Below are 20,820 nucleotides of genomic sequence, written 5' to 3'. Positions count from 1 at the left end.
GACACCCAAGGCAACGCTCGATCAAGGACGATTGTGAACACCGACCCCACACCCCACCAATCCACCCGCAATGCCCGACTGATCATCGCTGCGCGCCTGGTCTCGGACTTCGGCGCCTTCCTCAATATGGTGGCGCTGGCCACTTATGTTTACCTGCTCAGCAACAGCGCCATGAGCGTCGGGATCTTTCTTGCCAGCCGCGTGGCCGGGGGGATTTTTGCCAGTTTGATCGGCACGACGTTTTATCGTCGTTGGGGCGGGCGCTTACCGCTGATAGCCTTCGATCTGCTGCGTGCCGGGCTGTTAGGCCTGTTGCTGGTGCTGCCGGTGTCGCAGCAAGCGTTGCTGTTACCGGTGATCGCTTTCGGCCTGGGGTTTGGCAACTCGATGTTCGCCATTGGTCTCAACAGCCAGTTGCCGCACATGATCGCTGGGGAGCAACTGCTTAAGACCAATGCCTGGATCACTTCGGCGTCGTCCGCGGCGATGGTCGGCGGGAGTCTGGTTGCCGGGCTGTTGGTGGCAGGTTTCGGCTTTGAAACGGTGTTTGCGCTGAACGTGGTCACCTATCTGTTGGCCGCGCTATTCATTGTGCCGTTGCGGTTTTCCAGATCTGCACCGAGTGCCGAGCCAACCCACCCGCGTGGCGAATGGAGTGCACTGCGCCAAGGTTTGCGCAGTTCGCCGGTCATCGCCGCGATGCTGGCGCTGGCGATGGCCGACACCCTCGGCAGTGCCGCGCACAACGTGGGGTTCCCGATCATTTCCAAACTGCTCACGCCTGAGTCGGCCAGCACTACGCTGGGTTTGATGCTGGCAGTGTGGGCGTGCGGGAAATTCATCGGCGCACGGATCGCCAGTCGTTTGCCAGGCTCGGAAAACTCAAACCTGGAGCGGCGGTTTTTCTTCGGTGTGTTGCTGATGTCCAGCGGCTTCATTCTGATGTTCCAGCAACAGAGCCTGTACGGCTTGCTGCTGTTCGCGTTGCCGGCGGGTTTGGGCGACGGCTTTTCCGAGGTCGGACTGATGTCGCGCTTGCAGCGTGAACCGGACAGCCTGCGCCTGCCGATTTTCAGTTTTCTGACCTTACTGCAGATGACCGGGTTCGGCGTCGGCATGTTGATTGCCGCGCCGTTCTATAACGTGTGGGCGCCCGGCGCGGTGGTGCTGCTGTTTCATGGGATTCCCCTCAGCACCCTGTTGGTGCTGAAGGTTTTGGCGATCAGGGGCGAGCGGGCTCGGCGCAGCAGCCCGACGCCAGCTCCTTGAGAATCGGGCAGTCCGGACGATGATCGCCCTGACAATGCTCCACCAGATCCTCCAGGGTGTCGCGCAACTGGCCGAGCTCGCGGATTTTCTGGTTCAGCTCATCGATGTGCTGGCGGGCCAGTGCCTTGACGTCGGCGCTGGCCCGTTGGCGGTCCTGCCAGAGGGTCAGCAGTTTGCCAACCTCTTCCAGAGAAAAACCGAGATCGCGTGAACGCTTGATGAACGCCAGGCTGTGCAGGTCGTCATCGCCATAGACGCGGTAGCCGCTGTCGGTGCGATGCGCTGCCTTGAGCAGGCCGATCGATTCGTAATAGCGAATCATCTTGGCGCTCAGGCCGCTGTGTCTGGCTGCTTGGCCGATGTTCATTCAACGTCCTCCAGGTCTTTCGGCTTCCAGGTTTTGAGCAGTAAAGCATTACTTACCACGCTGACACTGGACGCGGCCATCGCCGCGCCGGCCAGAACCGGATTGAGCAAGCCGAACGCTGCCAGCGGAATCCCGATCAGGTTGTAGACGAAGGCCCAGAACAGATTCTGGCGGATCTTCGCGTAGGTCTTGCGGCTGATCTCCAGCGCCGCCGGCACCAAGCGAGGATCGCCGCGCATCAAGGTGATCCCGGCCGCGTGCATCGCAACGTCGGTGCCGCCGCCCATGGCGATGCCGATATCTGCCGCCGCCAGCGCTGGAGCGTCGTTGATGCCGTCGCCGACCATCGCCACCACACCGGTCTTTTTCAGCTCAGTGACGGTCGAGGCCTTTTCCGCCGGTAATACTTCGGCGTGAACGTTGCTGATACCCAGCGCTTCGGCGACCACCCGGGCGCTGCCACGGTTGTCGCCGGTCAGCAGGTGACTGCCGATGTGTTGCGTGTTCAATGCCTCAATCGCTTGCAGCGCTCCAGGCTTGAGGGTGTCGCCAAAGGCGAACAGGCCGAGCACCCGCGGCTCGGGACTTTGTTCGATCAGCCACGACAAGGTCCGGCCCTCGGCTTCCCAGGCCTTGGCGGATTCGGCCAAGGGGCCGGCGTTCAAGCCGGTTTCTTCCAGCAGACGGCGATTGCCCAGCGCCAACCGGCGACCCTCCAGCGTGCCGGCAGTGCCACGACCGGTCAGTGATTGGCTGGCGCTGACATCGGCCACCGACAAGTCACGCTCGGCACAGGCGTCCAGCACGGCCTTGGCCAACGGATGTTCGCTGCCGCGTTGCAGGGCGCCGGCCTGTTGCAGCAGGGTTGCTTCGTTGCCGTCGATGGCGCTGAAGTGAGCGATGCGTGGCGTGCCGGAAGTCAGTGTGCCGGTCTTGTCGAACACCACCACACTGACTTCATGGGCGCGCTCCAGCGCTTGCGCGTCCTTGATCAGAATGCCGTGGCGTGCGGCCACGCCGGTGCCGGCCATGATCGCGGTCGGTGTGGCCAGGCCGAGGGCGCAAGGACAGGCGATCACCAGCACCGCGACCGCGTTGATCACCGCCGTTTCCAGCGGTGCGCCATACAGCCACCAGCCGATCACGGTTGCCAGCGCTAAAAGCAGCACGACGGGTACGAACACCTGGCTGACTTTATCCACAAGTTTTTGAATCGGTGCCTTGCCGGCCTGGGCGTCTTCCACCAGACGGATGATTCGCGCCAACACGGTTTCCGCGCCAAGGGCCTGGGTTCGAACCAGCAGCCGACCTTCGCCGTTGATCGCACCGCCGGTAACCTTGTCGCCGGGTTGTTTCGGCACCGGCAGGCTTTCGCCGCTGATCAATGCTTCGTCGGCATGGCTCTGGCCTTCGAGCACTTCACCGTCCACCGGGAAACGTTCACCGGGTTTGACCAGCACCAGATCGCCAAGGCGCAATGCGCTGATGGCGACGTCCTGTTCGCGGCCATCGATTACCTGAATCGCCCGTTCAGGACGCAAGGCTTCGAGGGCACGAATGGCGCTGGCGGTCTGGCGTTTGGCGCGGCTCTCAAGGTATTTACCGAGCAACACCAGCGCGATCACCACCGCCGAGGCTTCGAAATACAGATGCGGCATGCTGCCGGCACTGGCGGTGGCCCACAGGTAAATGCTCAAGCCATAACCGGCGCTGGTGCCCAGCGCCACCAGCAGGTCCATGTTGCCCGCGCCAGCCCGCACGGCTTTCCATGCGGCGACATAAAAGCGTGCACCGAAAATGAATTGCACCGGGGTCGCCAAGGCAAACTGTGCCCAGGCCGGGAGCATCCAGTGCAGGCCGAACGGCTGCACCAGCATCGGCAGCACCAGTGGCAAGGCCAGAATGATTGTCAGCAGCAAGCTCCAGCGTTCGTGGCGCAGACGTTGTTGCTGATCGTTGTCAGTGGACTGCTCGGCTTGCCAAACGCTGGCGGTATAACCGGCCTTGCTGACCGCGCCGATCAATATCTGTGGGTCGATTTGGCCGAGTAGTTCGAGGTGTGCGCGTTCATTGGCCAGATTGACGCTGACGCTTTTCACCCCGGCGACTTTATTCAGGGCACGTTCGACCCGACCGGCACACGACGCACAGGTCATACCGCCGATGCTCAATTCCAGGTTGTGTGCCGGCACGTTGTATCCGGCTTGCTGCACCGCTTCCATCAGCGCCGGCAAGCTGTCGCGAGGAGCCTGGACGCGAGCTTGCTCGGTGGCCAGGTTAACGCTGACGCTGCTTGCACCAACAACTTTACTCAACGCACGCTCGACACGCCCGGCGCAGCTGGCGCAGGTCATGCCGGAGATCGGCAGATCGAAGGTGGTGGAATGGGACATCGGTCTTACTCCCTGTAGAAATGACCTACAGGATCAACCTTGCCATGCTGGCAAGGTCAAGTCTCTTCTAAAAGATCGCAGCCTGCGGATTGAGGTGATCCCTGTAGGAGCTGCCGCAGGCTGCGATCTTTTCGGGGTGGATCAATACCCCAGCGTGGCGGGCTTGAGGTAGATACCTTGCTGGTTCATGGCGATACGGAATTTCTGGATGGCACCGGCCCGCAACGTGATGTTCTGCGAGCCGGGGGCCAGCATCCCGGCGTTGCAGCCTGGCGCCTGGCCGGGCAGCAGTTTGAGCCGCAAGGAGTAGTTACCCGGCGGCAAGTTGAACGAGGTGCTCTGCTCCTGGAACAGCCGCGCCGACAACTGATCCTGGATGTACACGCCAATCTCGCACGAGGTCGCGACTTCCAGGCGCTCGCGAGAAATGATCAGCACACCGTAGTCTTCGGCGCTGGCCGAGGGCGCGGCGGCGAAAAGACTGAGCATGCCGAATAGGCTGAAAGCTGACCAGCGCATGGCTGCATCTCCTGCTTTTGAGTCATTGATGGCGAAGCTTGGCCGAGCGCGACGATGATTGCCAGCCCGGCAGATCACTGCAGAACTTGACCTTGCCACCGTGGCAAGCTCAAGACTGGCTTCAACCACATCAAAGGAGCTGTCTCATGCAGGTATTCAACGTTCAAGGAATGTCGTGCGGTCACTGTGTTCGGGCCATTACCGAGGCGCTGCAAGCCAAGGATCCGGCAGCCAGTATTCGGGTCGACCTCGCGGCGAAGGAAGTCGGCGTCGAGAGCGGTGAGCTGTCGGCGGATCAAGTCATCAACCTGATCAGCGAAGAAGGGTATGAAGTGACGCTGGCCTGAACCTTTTTAATAGTTAGCGACCTATCGGAATGTTCAAGGCGTCCAGGCGCGGCTAGACTGTCGGGCTGCCGACTGACGCATAACTGGACGCCTGATGAACCTCCGTACCATTCTGATTCTTGGCGCCCTGAGCGCTTTCGGGCCGCTGGCCATCGATTTCTATCTGCCAGCCTTCCCGGCCATGGCGGCGGCTTTCGGTACCGATGAAAAACACGTCCAGCTGACCCTCGCGGCCTATTTCCTGGGCCTGTCGATTGGCCAGTTGGCTTACGGCCCGGTGGCCGATCGCTTCGGCAGGCGCATTCCTTTGCTGGTGGGCGTCGGCCTGTTCACCCTGGCCTCGCTGGTGTGCGCGTTTGCGCCGAGCCTTGAGTGGTTGATCGCTGCACGTTTCGTTCAGGCGCTGGGCGGCTGCGCCGGGATGGTGATTTCCCGTGCGGTGGTCAGTGACAAGTGCGACGCGGTGGGTTCGGCGAAAGTCTTTTCGCAGCTGATGCTGGTCATGGGCCTGGCACCGATTCTTGCACCGATGCTCGGCGGTCTGCTGGTCAACCTGCACGGCTGGCAGTCGATCTTTATCGCCTTGACGCTGTTCAGTGCAGTGTCGGGCCTGGCAGTTGCGGTGGGCCTGCCGGAAAGCTTGCCGGCCAACCAGCCGCGTCAACCATTGTCGGGTTCTCTGCGCCAGTACGGTCGACTGCTCTCTGACAGGATTTTCCTCGGCCATGCCTTGACCGGAGGCATCGCCATTGCCGGGATGTTTGCCTACATCGCCGGTTCGCCTTTCGTCTTCATCAAACTTTACGGTGTTCCGGCCGAGCACTTCGGCTGGCTGTTCGGCACCAATGCGGCGGGCTTTATTCTGGTGGCTCAGCTCAACGCGCGACTGCTTTCCAAACGCGGCCCGGCCTTTTTGCTGGCGCGTACCGTATGGATTTATCTGGCGGCGGGCCTGAGCTTGCTGGCGGTCAGTTCACTGCATACCGAGCATTTGTGGCCATTGTTGATTCCACTGTTTATCTGCATCGCGAGCCTGGGTTGCATCATTCCCAATGCGTCGGCGTGCGCCATGAGCGGTCAGGGCGCGCGCGCAGGCAGCGCTTCGGCAATGCTCGGTTGCTTGCAGTTCAGTGTTGCCGCAGGGGCGGCAGCGTTGGTGGGCGTGTTGCACGACGGCACAGCGATGCCGATGGCGATGGTCATCAGCCTGTGCGGAATTTTGGTGGTGAGCGTCGCGATGCTCACCCGTCGGTTGCAAATTGCCCGGGCAGCGCAAGCCGTGGCTTGAGTCAGCCGGTTGCTCGTTGCAGGCGTTCGGGGAGTTGATGAGGAGCTTGCAATCGGGCCTCGAGGGTCGAGGTAAAAGCACGGGCTTCGGCTTCACTGCGGAAGTTCACCGCGTGGTTGTCCAGGCGGACTTGCCACTGGGATTTTGCCAATTCTTTTATCAGGATCTTCATTGCTGACTTCCTCACCTAAAAGATTGCACTGCGGGAAGCTCGATTGTAGACCTGAATCAAATCGGTTTTGTGACGTGGATCAATTCCTCAGACTGACGGTTTAAAAGCAAAAAATCGCAGCCTGCGATCTTTTGCTCTATAGAACGTTAAAACCCTTCCAGTACGATCTTGCCCTTGGATTTTCCGCTTTCCAGCAGTTCATGGGCACGGCGCAAGTTGGCCGCGTTGATCGTGCCGAAGTGTTCACCGACCGTGGTTTTCAACGTGCCCGCGTCGATCAGCTCGGCCACCCGGTTCAGCAGCTTGTGCTGTTCGAGCATGTCGGCGGTTTCGAATAACGAGCGGGTGTACATGAATTCCCAGTGCAGCGACAAGCTCTTGCGTTTGAGCCTGGTGACGTCCAGCGCCTTGGGATCATCGATCAGCGCGAGCTTGCCTTGGGGCGCGAGGGCTTCGACCAGTTGTTCGAAGTGCTGATCGGTTTCGGTCAGGCTGGCAACGTGTGTCACCTGAGTGTGGCCTGCACGCTTGAGTTCTTCGCTCAGCGGCTGGCTGTGATCGATCACCAGGTCTGCGCCCAGTTCGCGTACCCAGCGTTGAGTCTGCGGGCGGGAGGCGGTGCCTATGACTTTCAGTGCGGTGAGCTGGCTGGCCAACTGAGTCAGGATCGAGCCCACCCCACCGGCGGCGCCGACGATCAGCAGGCTTTGACCTTGATCGGTTTTTCCTTCGCGCACTTGCAGGCGCTCGAACAACAGTTCCCAGGCGGTGATCGCGGTCAGCGGCAGCGCGGCGGCTTCGGCGAAGCTCAGGGATTTTGGCATATGGCCGACAATGCGCTCGTCCACCACATGCAGTTCGCTGTTGCCGCCTGCGCGGGCAATCGAGCCTGCGTAGTAAACCTTGTCACCGACCTTGAACAGGCTGACGTCGCTGCCGACCGCTTTGACCACACCGGCCACATCCCAGCCCAGGACTTTGGCCGCGCCATCTTCAGGCGAGACATTCTGGCGAACCTTGGTGTCCACCGGGTTGACCGAGATGGCTTTGACTTCAACCAGCAAATCCCGTTTGCCTGCCACCGGCTCGGGCAGTTCGATGTCTTTCAGAGATTCTGGATCGTTGATGGGCAGCGAGTGGTAGTAGGCAATGGCTTTCATGAGGGGGCTCCTTAAGTGTCATGAGATGGCGCAGATGATTGGTTATTTATCTGCAAGATAAAACCCGCTAAAAGAGCAGTCTCTTTCAATATTTTTTTGATAATGCGGGTGGGATGATGCTGCGTTTCGATGACTTGCAGTTGTTCGTGCGTGCCGCGGACCTGGGCAGTCTGTCTGCGGCGGCGCGGGTCATGGACATGTCGGCGGCGGTGGCGAGTGCCGCGTTGAAGCGGATCGAACAGCAATTGGGTGCGCGGTTGCTGGCGCGTTCGACACGTAGTCTGCGTCTGACCGCTGAGGGTGAAGGCTTCCTGGAATATGCCCGTGCAGCGCTGAGCAATCTTGATGAAGGACGACGTTTGCTGACCAGCGGACAGGATCAGGTCAGCGGAGTGTTGCAGCTGTCAGCGCCGTCGGACTTCGGCCGCAATTTGCTGCTGCCGTGGCTGGATGAGTTCCAGCGCGAGCATCCGAAACTCACGGTGCGCCTGTTGTTGGGGGACCGGATTGCCGACCTGTTTCGCCAGCCCGTGGACATTGCCCTGCGTTACGGGGAGCCAGAAGACTCAAGCCTGGTGGCGCTGCCGATCGCTGCGGACAACCGCCGTGTGTTGTGTGCCGCACCGGAATATCTCGCACGGCATGGCGAGCCGCGCCAACTGGAACAACTGGCCCAGCACAATTGCCTGTTGTTCATGCTGGGCAGCCGGGTTCACGACCACTGGAGTTTTCATGACGGCAAACGGGAGGTGAGCCTGACCGTCAGCGGTGACCGTTTCAGTGATGATGCCGACGTGGTGCGTCTGTGGGCGGTGGCAGGCGCCGGCATTGCCTACAAGTCCTGGCTGGACGTGGCCGGCGATGTCTTGGCCGGGCGCTTGAAAGTGTTGATGCCGGAGCTGCTCTGCGAGCGTGCACCGCTGAATTTGCTGTGCGCCCATCGCGCTCAATTGAGTAAGCCGGTGAACCTGCTGCGTGAACTGCTCAAGTCGCGATGTGCCGAATTGTCGGGACAATTACCGACAATGTTTGTTGCAGGCGAGTAGTCGCACGCAAATAGGGAAAATTCTGGCAGGAACTATCACCTCAAAATGCTTCCTGCGGGCAGGAACCGAAGATCATCGCGCTTATACTAACGCTGCCTAGTGTCGCACCGTTGTCAGCGAAGTTGCGAAACCTCGTTCAAACCGGTTGGACGCTGCGCTGATCGCCGTTGAACGCGGTCGGGATTTTCGAGGAGGTTTGTCGCATCCGTTGGTTACACCGCCCGGCGTTTGGCGGTTTTCACGCCTTGGCCGGCAGCACATTACTGGTCAAGATGTCCCAGAGCAGTAGACAAATGATTCAACAGGGAGTGAATACATGGAACATGCACCTTGCATCAGCCAGATAGCCACGTTGCTGGCAGACCCGAAGCGTAGCGCGATGATGTGGGCCTTGATGGACGGTTCTGCACGGCAATCCGAGGAGTTGGCGTTGCTGGCTGGCTTGTCGCCGTCTTCGGCCAATGCGCACCTGGGGCGTTTGTCCAGCGGTGGACTGTTGAAAGTCGAGGAGCGTGGGCGCAAGCGGTTTTTCCGGCTTGCGGCTCCCGAAATCGGTGCGGCGGTTGAAGCGCTGGCAAGCGCCACCCTGGCCAGTTTGCCAGGCAAGGTTCCAGAATTGCTCAAGCGCACCGGCCCATCGACGAAAGCGCGAACAGCGCCATCGTCATTGCTTCGGGCCAGGCTCTGTGAAGACCATCTGGGGGGAAGCCTGGCGGCTGATCTGTATCAGCGGATGCTGGATGCCGGCTGGATCGAACAGTTGGACAAGCGCGTCATCGTGACTCACAAAGGTGCCAACCAGTTGGCGACCCACGGCGTGTTCATTCAGGCGTTGGCCCACAGCACTTCCCGCGTAGCCTGCGCCTGCCCTGACTGGAGCGAGCACCGACCGCATCTGGGCGGCACGCTGGGGGCGGCGGTATTGCAGCTGTTCATGCAGTCCGGCTGGTTGCATCTGCCCAGCGACACGCGTGTTCTGCAGATCACGGCGGCCGGCCAACGTGAAATCGATCTGTTCGCCAAAGAGGTCGAGTTGGAAATGGCGCTCTAGCGGCACTTGAAATCGGCGTCTGTGGCCAGAGGTTTCAGACGTCGCTCAGAGCTGTGGCCAGGTCGTATCCAGCAATAGCCACCCCAGGCGATCCCGCACACTCGATTCGGGGACTATCGATTGGGGCATACGGCATGGAAACGCAAGGCTATAGCGCGGCAGAACGTCTGGAACGACTACCCATCAGCGGTTATCACCGGATCATTTTCATCATCATTGCCCTGGCGTTTTTCTTCGACTCCATGGACCTTGCAATGATGACGTTCCTCCTGGGCTCGATCAAAGCCGAGTTTGGTTTGAGCACGGCGCAGGCCGGGTTGCTGGCCAGCTCGAGTTTCTTCGGTATGGTGCTCGGCGCGTCATTGTCCGGAATGCTCGCTGACCGCTTCGGGCGCAAACCGGTGTTCCAGTGGAGCATCGTACTGTGGGGTATCGCCAGTTACCTCTGTTCTACGGCGCAAACCGTCGAGATGCTGACGCTGTTTCGAGTTCTCCTGGGGATCGGCATGGGCATGGAATTTCCGATCGCCCAATCGATGTTGTCCGAACTGATCCCGGCCAAACGGCGCGGGCGTTATATCGCGTTGATGGACGGCTTCTGGCCGCTGGGATTTGTCGCGGCGGGTGTGCTGTCCTACTTCCTGTTACCGCTGGTTGGCTGGCGCGACATCTTCCTGGTGTTGGCGGTGCCGGCAGTGTTTGTCCTGGCGATCCGCTTCTTCATTCCCGAGTCACCGCGCTGGCTGGAGCAGGCCGGGCATCACGCTGCAGCGGCCAAGGTCTTGCAACGCATTGAAGACAAGGTGCGTGGCTCGCTGGGGCGCGCCGACCTGCCTGAGCCGATTCGTTTACCGAGGATCGAGAGTCGCCCGGGCCACTTCCTTTCGGCCTTGAATGAAATCTGGTCACCGTTGTATCGCCAACGCACGATGATGATCTGGAGCGTCTGGTTTTTCGCCTTGCTTGGCTTCTATGGCCTGACGTCCTGGCTCAGCGCGTTGCTGCAACAGTCGGGGTTTGCCGTAACCCAGTCGGTGTATTACACGGTGCTGATTTCCCTCGGCGGGATTCCCGGGTTTCTCATGGCGGCCTGGTTGGTGGAGCGCTGGGGACGCAAGCCGGTGTGCATCATCACCTTGCTCGGTGGTGGGATGATGGCATTTCTGTATGGGCAGAGCGCGGTGTTTGGCGGCAACGTCAGCCTGTTGATCAGTTCGGGCCTGCTGATGCAGTTCTTTCTGTTCGGCATGTGGGCCGTGCTCTACACCTACACTCCGGAGCTCTATCCCACGTCGGCACGCGCCACCGGTTCCGGGTTTGCCTCGGCGATTGGCCGGATCGGTTCATTGCTCGGGCCATTGGTCACCGGGCTGGTGTTCCCGATAACCGGGCAGGGCGGGGTGTTCGCCTTGGGGGCGATGTGTTTCGCGATTGCCGCGGGAGTGGTCTGGCTGTTCGGGATGGAGACGCGGGGCAAGACGCTGGAAGAGTTGAGCGAGGTCGCGCAAGTCGGTTAAACACCGATTAAATGTGGGAGCGAGCTTGCTCGCGATGGCGGACTGACATTCAGCATTGATATTGAATGTTATGGCCTCATCGCGAGCAAACGGAACGCCGCCCGGCTGCTCCCACATTGGTTTTGCAGTGAAGCTTATGGTTTGACCAGTCTGGCATCCAGGCTGTTCTGCGCCAGGCGCTTGGCCTGATCCTGGGTCATGCCCAAATGGGTATACAGCGCATGAAAGTTCTCGGTGACATAACCGCCGAAGTACGCCGGGTCATCGGAGTTCACCGTGACCTTCACCCCACGCTCTAGCATCTCGAGAATGTTGTGCTGGGACATGTGATCGAACACGCAAAGCTTGGTGTTGGACAGCGGGCAAACGGTCAGCGGAATCTGTTCGTCGATGATCCGCTGCATCAGGCGTTCGTCTTCGATGGCGCGCACGCCATGGTCGATACGCTGGATTTTCAGCAGGTCGAGGGCTTCCCAGATGTACTCCGGCGGACCTTCTTCACCGGCGTGAGCAACGGTCAGGAAACCTTCGTGACGGGCGCGATCGAACACGCGCTGGAACTTGCTTGGCGGGTGACCCATCTCTGAGCTGTCCAGGCCGACGGCGACAAACGCATCGCGGAACGGCAGCGCCTGGTCGAGGGTTTTCTGGGCTTCGTCTTCGCTCAAGTGGCGCAGGAAGCTGAGGATCAAACCGCTGGTGATGCCCAGTTGCTGCTCACCATCTTTCAACGCGCTGGCGATGCCGTTAAGCACCACTTCGAACGGGATGCCTCGGTCGGTGTGGGTTTGCGGATCGAAGAACGGTTCGGTGTGAATCACGTTCTGCGCCTTGCAACGCAACAGGTAGGCCCAGGTCAGGTCGTAGAAATCCTGAGAGGTGCGCAACACATCGGCGCCCTGGTAATACAGATCCAGAAACTCTTGCAGGTTGTTGAAGGCATACGCCTTGCGCAGGGTTTCGACATCGCTCCACGGCAGGGCGATCTTGTTGCGTTCGGCCAGGGCGAACAGCAACTCAGGCTCCAGCGAGCCCTCCAGGTGCAGGTGCAGTTCTGCCTTGGGCAGGGCGTTCAGCCAGTCGTACATATTCTTTTCTCATCAGGTGCAGATGGTGAGCATTCTACAGATGCCTGTAGAAACAATTAGCAAAACCTGACCAGCCGGTTCATCAAACCACTTCCTGTTTCCGACGATAAGCATAGGTGTCGGCAAACGTGGGCAAGGGCTCCTGGCTCTTGCCCACGATGACATCAGGTTAGACGCCGGCGATCAAATGCCGCGCCGCTTGGCTGTGATCGGCAATCAATCCCTTCAGGTCCAAGCCCTCAACCTGCCCATCGATCACTCGCCATTTGCCGCCGACCATCACCCGGTCCGCGCGGTCTGCACCGCAGAGCAGCAATGCCGAGATCGGGTCATGGCTGCCGGAGAAGCGCAGCTCATCGAGTTTGAACAACGCCAGGTCCGCTTGCTTGCCCACCGCCAGTTCGCCGATATCGCTACGGCCGAGCAATTTCGCCGAACCCAGGGTGGCCCAGCCCAGCACCCGTTCCGGGGTGATTTTCTCCGCGCCGTAACGTAGCCGTTGCAGGTACAGCGCCTGACGGGTTTCGAGGATCATGTTCGAGGCATCGTTGGACGCCGAACCGTCGACACCCAGCCCCAGCGGTGCACCGGCGGCGGTCAGCTCCAGGGTTGGGCAAATGCCTGATGCCAGGCGCATGTTCGAACTTGGGCAATGGCAAATGCCGGTGCCTGCCGCGCCGAGGCGGGCGATTTCGTCGGGGTTGAAGTGAATGCCATGCGCGAGCCAGGTGCGTGGGCCGAGCCAGCCGACGCTGTCCAGATAGTCCACGGTGCGCAGGCCGAAGCGTTGCAGGCAGAAGTCTTCTTCGTCGAGAGTTTCGGCCAGATGCGTGTGCAGGCGCACGTCAAGCGTGTTCGCCAGTTCGGCGCTGGCCGACATGATTTCCGGTGTGACCGAGAACGGTGAGCAGGGCGCCAGGGCGATCTGGATTTGCGCACCGTCGCCACGTTCGTGGTACTCGGCAATCAGGCGCTGGCTGTCGGCGAGAATCACTTCGCCTTGCTGCACGGTTTGCTGGGGCGGTAGACCACCGTCTTTTTCGCCGAGGCTCATCGAGCCACGGGTCAACATGGCGCGCATGCCGAGCTCGCGAACGCTGTCGACCTGCACGTCGATGGCGTTTTCCAGCCCCTCGGGAAACAGGTAATGGTGGTCGGCGGCAGTGGTGCAACCCGACAGCAGCAATTCAGCCAAGGCCACCTTGGTCGCCAGCGCCAGTTTTTCCGGGGTCAGTCGGGCCCAGACCGGGTACAGGGTTTTCAGCCAGGGGAACAGCGGCTGATTGACCACCGGTGCCCAGGCTCGGGTCAGGGTTTGATAGAAGTGATGGTGGGTGTTGATCAGCCCCGGCAGGATCACATGCTCGCGGGCATCGAACACTTGTCCACAGGGCGTCGCGGGTTGTTGGCCTTGCTTGAGCACTTCGACGATCAAACCGTCTTGCAGCACCAGGCCGCCACGGGCATCGAGGCCGTTGGCAGTGAAGATCGCGAGGGGATTTTTTAACCAGATACGGGTCGCAGGCATTTGCCGGCTCCTCTGAAAGTTGGGTTCAGGTTCGCCAGCTCAGTGTTGCCCTGTCTGCTGATCCAGGGTCGCCGCGGGGGCGAAGTGCGAAGTTTCGGACAAAAGCGCTTTGTGGGCAAGCCTGGTCCGACAAGACGACGAATATCCTGTGGGAGCGGGCTTGCTCGCGAAAGCGGTGTGTCATGCGCCATTGATGTCGACTGACACGCCGTCTTCGCGAGCAAGCTCGCTCCCACATGGGGTTGGTGTTACCAGGGAATGGTTTCGCCTTTGTAATTGATGAAGTGATGCCCGCCCTTGCCGGCGTAAGCGGTCACCTGATCGACCAGCCCACGGGTGCTGGTGTCGACATCGATGTCCGCGCCTTCACCGCCCATGTCGGTTTTCACCCAACCCGGATGCAGCGACAGCACGGTGAGTGTCTGTTCGCCCAACTGCGTGACGAAGCTGTTGGTCATCGAATTCAGCGCCGCTTTGCTGGCCTTGTACAGCGCCAATTCAGGGGCGTCGGGCATGGTCACGCTGCCGAGCACCGAGCTCATGAACGCCAATACGCCGCTGCCTTCGCGGATCTGTCCGATGAAGCGCTGGGCCAGATTGATCGGCGCCACGGCGTTGGTGAAGAACAACTGGCCAACCTCGGCCAGCGTTGCGCCGCCAGGTGTCTGCACCTCCGGGCCTTTGACTCCGGCGTTGACGAACAACAGGTCGAACATCTGGCCTTTGAGTCGTTGGCTGAGGGCGATCACTGCTTGTTGATCATCCATGTCGAGTTTCTCAATCTGCACCTTGCCCAGTGCCTGCAACGCCTCGGCGTTCTGCGGGTTTCGCACCGTGGCGGTGACTTGCCAGCCGTCGGCCAGCAGGGTTTTCACCAGCCCCAGGCCCAAGCCGCGAGAGGCGCCGATGATCAGTGCGGTTTTTACCGTAGACATGAGTGGCTTCCTTGAAAAAAGAGGGTCATGGGTTCAATGGACAACGTTGTCCAAGCCGTTGTTGCAACTCGTGGCGTAACTCGCCCAGCGTAAAGCCGAGGCGTTGCGCTGTACATGTCCTGCTGGGTGGTAATCCAGGATCAGGCACCACTTCAGGGCGAGGTGCAGGATTGGGGGCCGATTCGGCTCCGGGTGATCTGGTTAAAAAATGATCATCAGGCTGCGGACTGTGCCGGCTATGCAACTGCGCCAGCCATGAACGGGTTATCCACAGGTTGCTCCACAGTATTTGTGTGCAAGCCCAAAGCCCGGGCATAAGCACTGAGAGGCTTTGTTCTAATGGTGCTAAACCGCTCTAACTGTTTGTTTTACGGTGGAATTGGACGTGTGGACGGCCAATTGAACGAAAAGTGATCAACGACCGCAAAGCCACGTTGCGCAAGGGCTACAGCGCTATGTACTCAGGTTATCCACAGTCGGGTGCACAGCGGTTGTGGGCAAGTGCAGGCAATGTTGGCATGGCGCCCATGCCCCAAAAGATCGCAGCGCTACGGGCGCAACAGGATTCCTCGTAGGAGCTGCCGCAGGCTGCGATCTATTGATCTTGCCTTCTTACCGCCGTAACAAAATCCGCCCACGACTCAAATCTGCCAATTGGCTCTGCAAGGTATCAATCTGCGTCTCACCGACCGCCAGTTGCAGTTCCACACCGTTGGCCGTGAACGTTTCTTCCACCACCAACCCGCCCAGTTCCGCGACGCGCAATTTGACCAGCGCCAATTCGCTGAAACCACAGGCACAACTGACCGGCACACGGCTGATCAATGCGATTCGTTCGGCGCCTTGCAGGCATTTATTGGCGCTGCCGCCATAGGCCCGTGCGAGGCCGCCGGTACCCAGTTGAATGCCGCCGTACCAGCGGATCACCACGACCGCGACCTGATCGCAATCCTGCGCTTCGATCGCCGCGAGTATCGGTCGGCCAGCAGTGCCGCCCGGTTCGCCGTCGTCACTGCTGCGGTACTGATCGGCGAGTTTCCAGGCCCAGCAATTGTGTGACGCGTTCAGGTCGCTGTGCTGCTCGATAAACGCCTGCGCTTCGGCAGCACTGGTGATCGGTGCCGCGAGGGCGATAAAGCGGCTTTTGCGAATTTCTTCGCGGTATTCGCAAAGGCCTGCAAGGGTAAAAGGCATGGCTGAACGTCTTAAATGACTGGAGTGAGGCCGCAGCCTTTAAGAATGATACGGATCAGGTTATCGCCGGCGTCTTCCATGTCTTGCTTGGTCAGTTTGGTTCGACCGGTGACGCGGCAGATTTGCGTGGCGAAATCGGCGTAATGCTGGGTGCTGCCCCACAACAGGAAGATCAGGTTCACCGGGTCTACAGCGTCCATCTTGCCGGCGTCGATCCAGGCTTGAAACACGTTCGCCCGGCCTTGGAACCAGGCGCGGTAATCCTGATTGAAGTACTCGGTCAGGCATTCACCGCCGCTGATCACTTCCATGGCGAACACCCGCGAGGCTTGCGGCTGGCGACGGGAAAACTCCATCTTGGCGCGTATGTAGCGGGTCAGCGCTTCGGTCGGATCGTCGTCAGCCGTCAGCGTGTTGAAGGTGCTGTCCCACAACTGGATGATGTTGCTCAACACCCCGATGTACAGCCCGAGCTTGTTGGTGAAGTAGTAATGCAGATTGGCTTTGGGCAGCCCGGCGTTTTGCGCGATGGTATTCATGCTGGTGCCCTTGAAGCCGTGACGAGCGAATTCGATTTCGGCGGCTTTGAGGATCGCCTCTTCGTTCTTTTGACGAATGCGGCTGGCAGGCTTACCTGCGTGGGCTGGGACTTCAAAGGTCATGGGCGGTTCCGAGCTGGTCAGTGGGTGCACCGTGCGTTGATAGCGCACCCACAGGAATCCGACAAGCCTTGTTGCGATAAAAGCGTCAACGCTGGGCCTTTCATGCGGTTTATCGAGTCGCAGCAAGGCTTTCCAGAAAGCTTTCCAGTACCAAATGCGGGCGCCGCCCCTTGCGTGTGACCGATGCCAGGCTCAGGTCATAAAAACGGGCGTCGGGTTTGAGCGCGCGCAAGCGACCTTGCTGCACCCACAGGCTGGCGTAGTGGTCTGGCAGGTAACCGATGTAGCGCCCGGTCAGAATCAGAAACGCCATGCCCTCGCGGTCCGACGCGCTGGCGGTGCAATTGAGTGCCTGGTAATGCGCCTGGATCTCGGCCGGTAAACGGAAGGTCGGAGCTATCGCGTCCTGACTATTCAGGCGTTCATCGTCCAGCTGTTTATCGTCGACATAAAACAGCGGATGGCCGACCGCGCAGTAGAGCAGCGAACGCTCGCTGTACAGCGGCTGATACTCAAGACCTGACAAGGCGCTGGCCTGCGGTACCACGCCGACATGCAAGCGTCCGTCGAGCACGCCTTGTTCGACTTCATTGGGCGCGATCATACGGATCTGAATCTGCACGTCCGGCCCGCGCTCTTTCAACTGGGCCAGGGCGTGGGTGATACGCATGTGGGGCAGGGTGACCAGGTTGTCGGTCAGGCCGATGGTCAACTCGCCGCGCAAGTGCTGGTGCAGTCCGTTGACCTCGGTGCGGAAACTTTCCAGCGCACTTAAGAGCTGTAACGCCGATTGATAAACTTCGCGGCCCTCTTCGGTCAGCGAGAACCCGGCTCGGCCACGTTGGCACAGGCGCAGACCGAGCCGTTGTTCAAGATCGCTCATCTGCTGGCTGATGGCCGAGCGTCCAATCCCGAGCACGCTTTCCGCCGCAGAGAAGCCACCGCATTCGACCACGCTGCGAAATATGCGCAGCAGGCGGATATCAAAGTCGCTGACTTGCGCCAGTGGATCGGGTCGACGGCTGCTCATGCTTCTTACTCAAAAGTTTAGTGGGGAACTGACTGAAGGTTAGAAGAGTTGGATTTCACCGACTTTATCCTCGTGGCAACTTAGCTGCAAGAACGCTTTTGATCCCCACGCCGCTTATTGCCCTGCGAGGTTTTGCTCATGAACTTGTCTGAAAACGCTCCGGTCTCCCTGGCCAGCCAACTCAAGCTCGATGCTCACTGGATGCCGTACACCGCCAACCGCAACTTCCAGCGTGACCCGCGCCTGATCGTTGCTGCCGAAGGCAGTTACCTGATCGACGACAAGGGCCGCAAAGTCTATGACTCGTTGTCCGGTTTGTGGACCTGCGGCGCCGGGCATACCCGCAAGGAAATCCAGGAGGCGGTGGCCAAACAGTTGGGCACCCTCGATTACTCGCCGGGCTTCCAGTATGGTCACCCGTTGTCGTTCCAGCTCGCCGAGAAAATCACCGAGCTGACCCCGGGTAATCTGAATCATGTGTTCTTCACCGACTCAGGTTCCGAGTGCGCCGATACCGCAGTGAAGATGGTCCGCGCTTACTGGCGTCTGAAGGGCCAGTCGACCAAGACTAAAATGATCGGCCGCGCCCGTGGCTACCATGGCGTGAACATCGCCGGTACCAGCCTGGGTGGTGTTAACGGCAACCGTAAGCTTTTTGGTCAGGCGATGATGGACGTCGACCACCTGCCGCACACCCTGCTGGCCAGCAACGCTTATTCTCGTGGCATGCCGAAAGAGGGCGGTATCGCCCTGGCCGATGAGCTGCTCAAGCTGATCGAACTGCACGATGCATCGAACATCGCGGCGGTATTCGTTGAACCAATGGCCGGTTCTGCCGGTGTGCTGGTGCCGCCGCAGGGTTACCTCAAGCGTCTGCGCGAAATCTGCGATCAGCACAACATCCTGCTGGTATTCGATGAAGTCATCACCGGCTTCGGTCGTACCGGTTCGATGTTCGGTGCCGACAGCTTCGGCGTGACCCCGGACCTGATGTGCATCGCCAAGCAAGTCACCAACGGTGCCATTCCGATGGGCGCGGTGATTGCCAGCTCCGAGATCTATCAGACCTTCATGAACCAGGCGACGCCGGAATACGCGGTGGAATTCCCGCACGGTTACACCTATTCCGCGCACCCGGTGGCCTGCGCTGCTGGCCTGGCGGCACTCGACCTGCTGCAAAAGGAAAACCTGGTGCAGAGCGTGGCCGAAGTCGCGCCGCATTTCGAGAATGCCCTGCACGGCCTGAAAGGTTCGAAGAGCGTCATCGACATTCGTAACTACGGCCTGGCCGGTGCGATCCAGATCGCTGCGCGCGACGGTGATGCCATCGTCCGTCCGTTCGAAGCGGGCATGGCGCTGTGGAAGGCGGGCTTCTATGTGCGCTTCGGCGGCGACACCCTGCAGTTCGGCCCAACCTTCAACAGCAAGCCGCAGGATCTCGATCGTCTGTTCGATGCTGTTGGCGAAGTGCTGAACAAGATCGACTGATTCTTCCCTCTATATAAGAACAAACAATGGACGCGCAGCGATGCGCGTCTGTGGACAACTTTTCAGGAGCCCCGCATGAGCCTCATCCCGCATTTGATCAATGGTGAACTGGTGACCGAAGACGGTCGCACTGCCGACGTGTTTAACCCGTCCACTGGCCAGGCGATCCACAAGTTGCCACTGGCCAGCCGTGAAACCATTCAAAAAGCCATCGATTCGGCCAAGGCTGCATTTCCGGCCTGGCGCAACACGCCACCGGCCAAACGCGCTCAGGTGATGTTCCGCTTCAAGCAATTGCTGGAGCAGAACGAAGCGCGTATCGCTCAATTGATCAGCGAAGAACACGGCAAGACGTTGGAAGACGCGGCAGGTGAATTGAAGCGCGGTATCGAGAACGTCGAGTTTGCCTGTGCGGCACCAGAAATCCTCAAGGGCGAGTACAGCCGCAACGTCGGCCCGAACATCGATGCCTGGTCGGACTTCCAGCCGTTGGGCGTAGTGGCCGGTATCACGCCGTTCAACTTCCCGGCGATGGTGCCGCTGTGGATGTATCCGCTGGCGATCGTCTGCGGCAACTGCTTCATCCTCAAACCCTCCGAGCGTGATCCAAGTTCGACGCTGCTGATCGCTCAGCTCCTGCTGGAAGCAGGCCTGCCGAAAGGCGTATTGAGCGTGGTTCACGGTGACAAGGCAGCAGTCGACGCGTTGATCGAAGCACCTGAAGTCAAAGCACTGAGTTTTGTTGGCTCGACGCCGATTGCCGAATACATCTACGCCGAAGGCACCAAGCGTGGCAAACGCGTCCAGGCATTGGGCGGGGCGAAGAACCACGCAGTGCTGATGCCGGACGCCGATCTGGATAACGCAGTCAGCGCACTGATGGGCGCGGCTTACGGTTCCTGTGGCGAGCGTTGCATGGCGATCTCGGTGGCCGTGTGTGTCGGCGATCAGGTGGCGGATGCGCTGGTGGCCAAACTGGTTCCGCAAATCAAGGCGCTGAAAATCGGTGCAGGCACTTCCTGTGGCCTGGACATGGGGCCACTGGTTTCCGGTCAGGCTCGCGACAAAGTCAGCGGCTATATAGAAGACGGCGTTTCTGCCGGTGCTTCCCTGGTAGTCGACGGTCGTGGTCTGAGCGTGGCCGGTCATGAGGAAGGCTTCTTCCTGGGTGGCTGCCTGTTCGATAACGTCACGCCAGAGATGCGCATCTATAAAGAAGAGATCTTCGGGCCGGTGCTGTGCGTCGTTCGGGTCAACAGCCTGGAAGAGGCGATGCAGCTGATCAACGATCACGAGTATGGCAACGGCACCTGCATCTTTACCCGTGATGGGGAAGCGGCGCGGTTGTTCTGCGATGAGATCGAAGTCGGCATGGTCGGGGTCAACGTTCCGCTGCCGGTTCCAGTGGCATATCACAGCTTTGGCGGCTGGAAGCGTTCGCTGTTCGGCGACCTGCATGCGTATGGCCCGGATGGTGTGCGTTTCTACACCCGTCGCAAGGCCATTACTCAGCGTTGGCCACAGCGTGCAAGCCATGAAGCCTCGCAATTCGCATTCCCTAGCTTGTAAGTAGAAGGGCAGAAGGCCGGTCCCCCTTTTGATAAGAGGGGGACCGGCCTTCGTGTTTTCGGGGCTTTTTGATCGATATGACAGATTTGTGAAAATAGGTGTTGACGGCAGATTCTGGACGTCTATAATTCGCCCCACTTCCGGCGCAGTCGAAACGGAAAACTCCTTGGTAAACAAAGAGTTACGCAGTTTTCGAC

Annotated in this window: 19 protein-coding genes; 8 read left to right on the top strand and 11 right to left on the bottom strand. The window is 59.9% G+C overall.

All coding sequences use genetic code 11. From position 1 onward, the window contains the following. The first annotated feature begins 33 nt into the window (after nt 1-33). Nucleotides 34-1,269 carry an MFS transporter gene (locus tag AC1RKH_RS04955; RefSeq protein WP_493062228.1) on the top strand — a complete coding sequence of 412 codons (1,236 nt, stop codon included), beginning with the start codon at nt 34-36 and terminating at the stop codon, nt 1,267-1,269. Here AC1RKH_RS04955 and cueR read toward each other — a convergent pair. From cueR to AC1RKH_RS04940, 3 genes are all read right to left on the bottom strand, one after another. Next, the gene (gene cueR, locus AC1RKH_RS04950) at nt 1,223-1,636 is read right to left on the bottom strand and encodes a Cu(I)-responsive transcriptional regulator (RefSeq protein ID WP_123427548.1); all 414 of its coding nucleotides are present in this window, start codon (nt 1,634-1,636) and stop codon (nt 1,223-1,225) included. The genes AC1RKH_RS04955 and cueR overlap by 47 nt on opposite strands. Then, complete coding sequence (locus AC1RKH_RS04945; RefSeq protein WP_493062229.1) at nt 1,633-4,029, bottom strand: heavy metal translocating P-type ATPase; 2,397 nt, start codon at nt 4,027-4,029, stop codon at nt 1,633-1,635. Before AC1RKH_RS04945 ends, cueR begins: the two co-directional genes overlap by 4 nt. Before the next feature lie 141 nt (nt 4,030-4,170). Beyond that, the gene (locus AC1RKH_RS04940; RefSeq protein ID WP_493062230.1) at nt 4,171-4,548 is read right to left on the bottom strand and encodes a hypothetical protein; all 378 of its coding nucleotides are present in this window, start codon (nt 4,546-4,548) and stop codon (nt 4,171-4,173) included. A gap of 146 nt (nt 4,549-4,694) precedes the next feature. Between AC1RKH_RS04940 and AC1RKH_RS04935 the strand changes: the two genes are divergently transcribed. After that, a complete protein-coding gene (locus tag AC1RKH_RS04935; protein WP_493062231.1) occupies nt 4,695-4,895 on the top strand; it encodes a heavy-metal-associated domain-containing protein in 201 nt (66 codons plus the stop codon). Between the two features lie 94 nt (nt 4,896-4,989). Next, nucleotides 4,990-6,183, top strand: coding sequence for a multidrug effflux MFS transporter (locus AC1RKH_RS04930; protein WP_493062232.1), 1,194 nt, complete (start codon nt 4,990-4,992; stop codon nt 6,181-6,183). 1 nt (nt 6,184) lies between these two features. On the opposite strand, the gene AC1RKH_RS04925 is transcribed toward AC1RKH_RS04930, so the two are convergent. Continuing rightward, entirely contained in the window at nt 6,185-6,355 is a 171-nt protein-coding gene (locus tag AC1RKH_RS04925; RefSeq protein ID WP_185015458.1) for a hypothetical protein, read from the bottom strand. A 146-nt stretch (nt 6,356-6,501) separates the two neighbouring features. Next, nucleotides 6,502-7,515, bottom strand: a complete 1,014-nt coding sequence (locus tag AC1RKH_RS04920; protein WP_493062233.1) for a zinc-binding alcohol dehydrogenase family protein — start codon at nt 7,513-7,515, stop codon at nt 6,502-6,504. A 116-nt stretch (nt 7,516-7,631) separates the two neighbouring features. Between AC1RKH_RS04920 and vimR the strand changes: the two genes are divergently transcribed. From vimR to AC1RKH_RS04905, 3 genes are all read left to right on the top strand, one after another. Then, complete coding sequence (vimR, locus tag AC1RKH_RS04915) at nt 7,632-8,561, top strand: transcription regulator VimR (RefSeq protein ID WP_493062234.1); 930 nt, start codon at nt 7,632-7,634, stop codon at nt 8,559-8,561. 316 nt (nt 8,562-8,877) lie between these two features. Next, nucleotides 8,878-9,612 carry an ArsR/SmtB family transcription factor gene (locus tag AC1RKH_RS04910; protein WP_493062235.1) on the top strand — a complete coding sequence of 245 codons (735 nt, stop codon included), beginning with the start codon at nt 8,878-8,880 and terminating at the stop codon, nt 9,610-9,612. Nucleotides 9,613-9,746: 134 nt separating this feature from the next. After that, a complete protein-coding gene (locus AC1RKH_RS04905; RefSeq protein WP_493062236.1) occupies nt 9,747-11,129 on the top strand; it encodes an MFS transporter in 1,383 nt (460 codons plus the stop codon). Between the two features lie 134 nt (nt 11,130-11,263). Here the strand turns inward: AC1RKH_RS04905 and AC1RKH_RS04900 are convergent, their stop codons facing one another. From AC1RKH_RS04900 to AC1RKH_RS04875, 6 genes are all read right to left on the bottom strand, one after another. Continuing rightward, nucleotides 11,264-12,217 (bottom strand): adenosine deaminase, encoded by a 954-nt coding sequence (locus AC1RKH_RS04900; protein ID WP_493062237.1) that lies wholly within the window; start codon nt 12,215-12,217, stop codon nt 11,264-11,266. A gap of 169 nt (nt 12,218-12,386) precedes the next feature. Next, on the bottom strand, nt 12,387-13,745 hold the full coding sequence (locus AC1RKH_RS04895; protein ID WP_493062238.1) for an 8-oxoguanine deaminase: 1,359 nt from the start codon (nt 13,743-13,745) through the stop codon (nt 12,387-12,389). Nucleotides 13,746-13,993: 248 nt separating this feature from the next. Continuing rightward, nucleotides 13,994-14,680, bottom strand: coding sequence for an SDR family oxidoreductase (locus AC1RKH_RS04890; protein WP_493062239.1), 687 nt, complete (start codon nt 14,678-14,680; stop codon nt 13,994-13,996). A 612-nt stretch (nt 14,681-15,292) separates the two neighbouring features. Further along, nucleotides 15,293-15,874 (bottom strand): IMPACT family protein, encoded by a 582-nt coding sequence (locus AC1RKH_RS04885; RefSeq protein ID WP_493062240.1) that lies wholly within the window; start codon nt 15,872-15,874, stop codon nt 15,293-15,295. A gap of 11 nt (nt 15,875-15,885) precedes the next feature. After that, nucleotides 15,886-16,536: a TetR/AcrR family transcriptional regulator gene (locus AC1RKH_RS04880; RefSeq protein ID WP_493062241.1), complete on the bottom strand. Its 651-nt coding sequence runs from the start codon at nt 16,534-16,536 to the stop codon at nt 15,886-15,888. Nucleotides 16,537-16,645: 109 nt separating this feature from the next. Further along, nucleotides 16,646-17,566 (bottom strand): LysR family transcriptional regulator, encoded by a 921-nt coding sequence (locus AC1RKH_RS04875; RefSeq protein ID WP_019693711.1) that lies wholly within the window; start codon nt 17,564-17,566, stop codon nt 16,646-16,648. 138 nt (nt 17,567-17,704) lie between these two features. Between AC1RKH_RS04875 and aptA the strand changes: the two genes are divergently transcribed. Both aptA and AC1RKH_RS04865 read left to right on the top strand, forming a co-directional pair. Next, nucleotides 17,705-19,054, top strand: coding sequence for an omega-aminotransferase AptA (gene aptA, locus AC1RKH_RS04870; RefSeq protein ID WP_493062242.1), 1,350 nt, complete (start codon nt 17,705-17,707; stop codon nt 19,052-19,054). 75 nt (nt 19,055-19,129) lie between these two features. After that, nucleotides 19,130-20,623: a CoA-acylating methylmalonate-semialdehyde dehydrogenase gene (locus AC1RKH_RS04865; RefSeq protein ID WP_129438724.1), complete on the top strand. Its 1,494-nt coding sequence runs from the start codon at nt 19,130-19,132 to the stop codon at nt 20,621-20,623. Nucleotides 20,624-20,820 lie beyond the last annotated feature (197 nt).

This window comes from Pseudomonas sp. GW822-FHT06B12, from assembly GCF_058799675.1.
The sequence above is the reverse complement of the archived record's forward strand: the minus strand, read 5'-3'. Positions and strand labels throughout refer to the sequence as shown.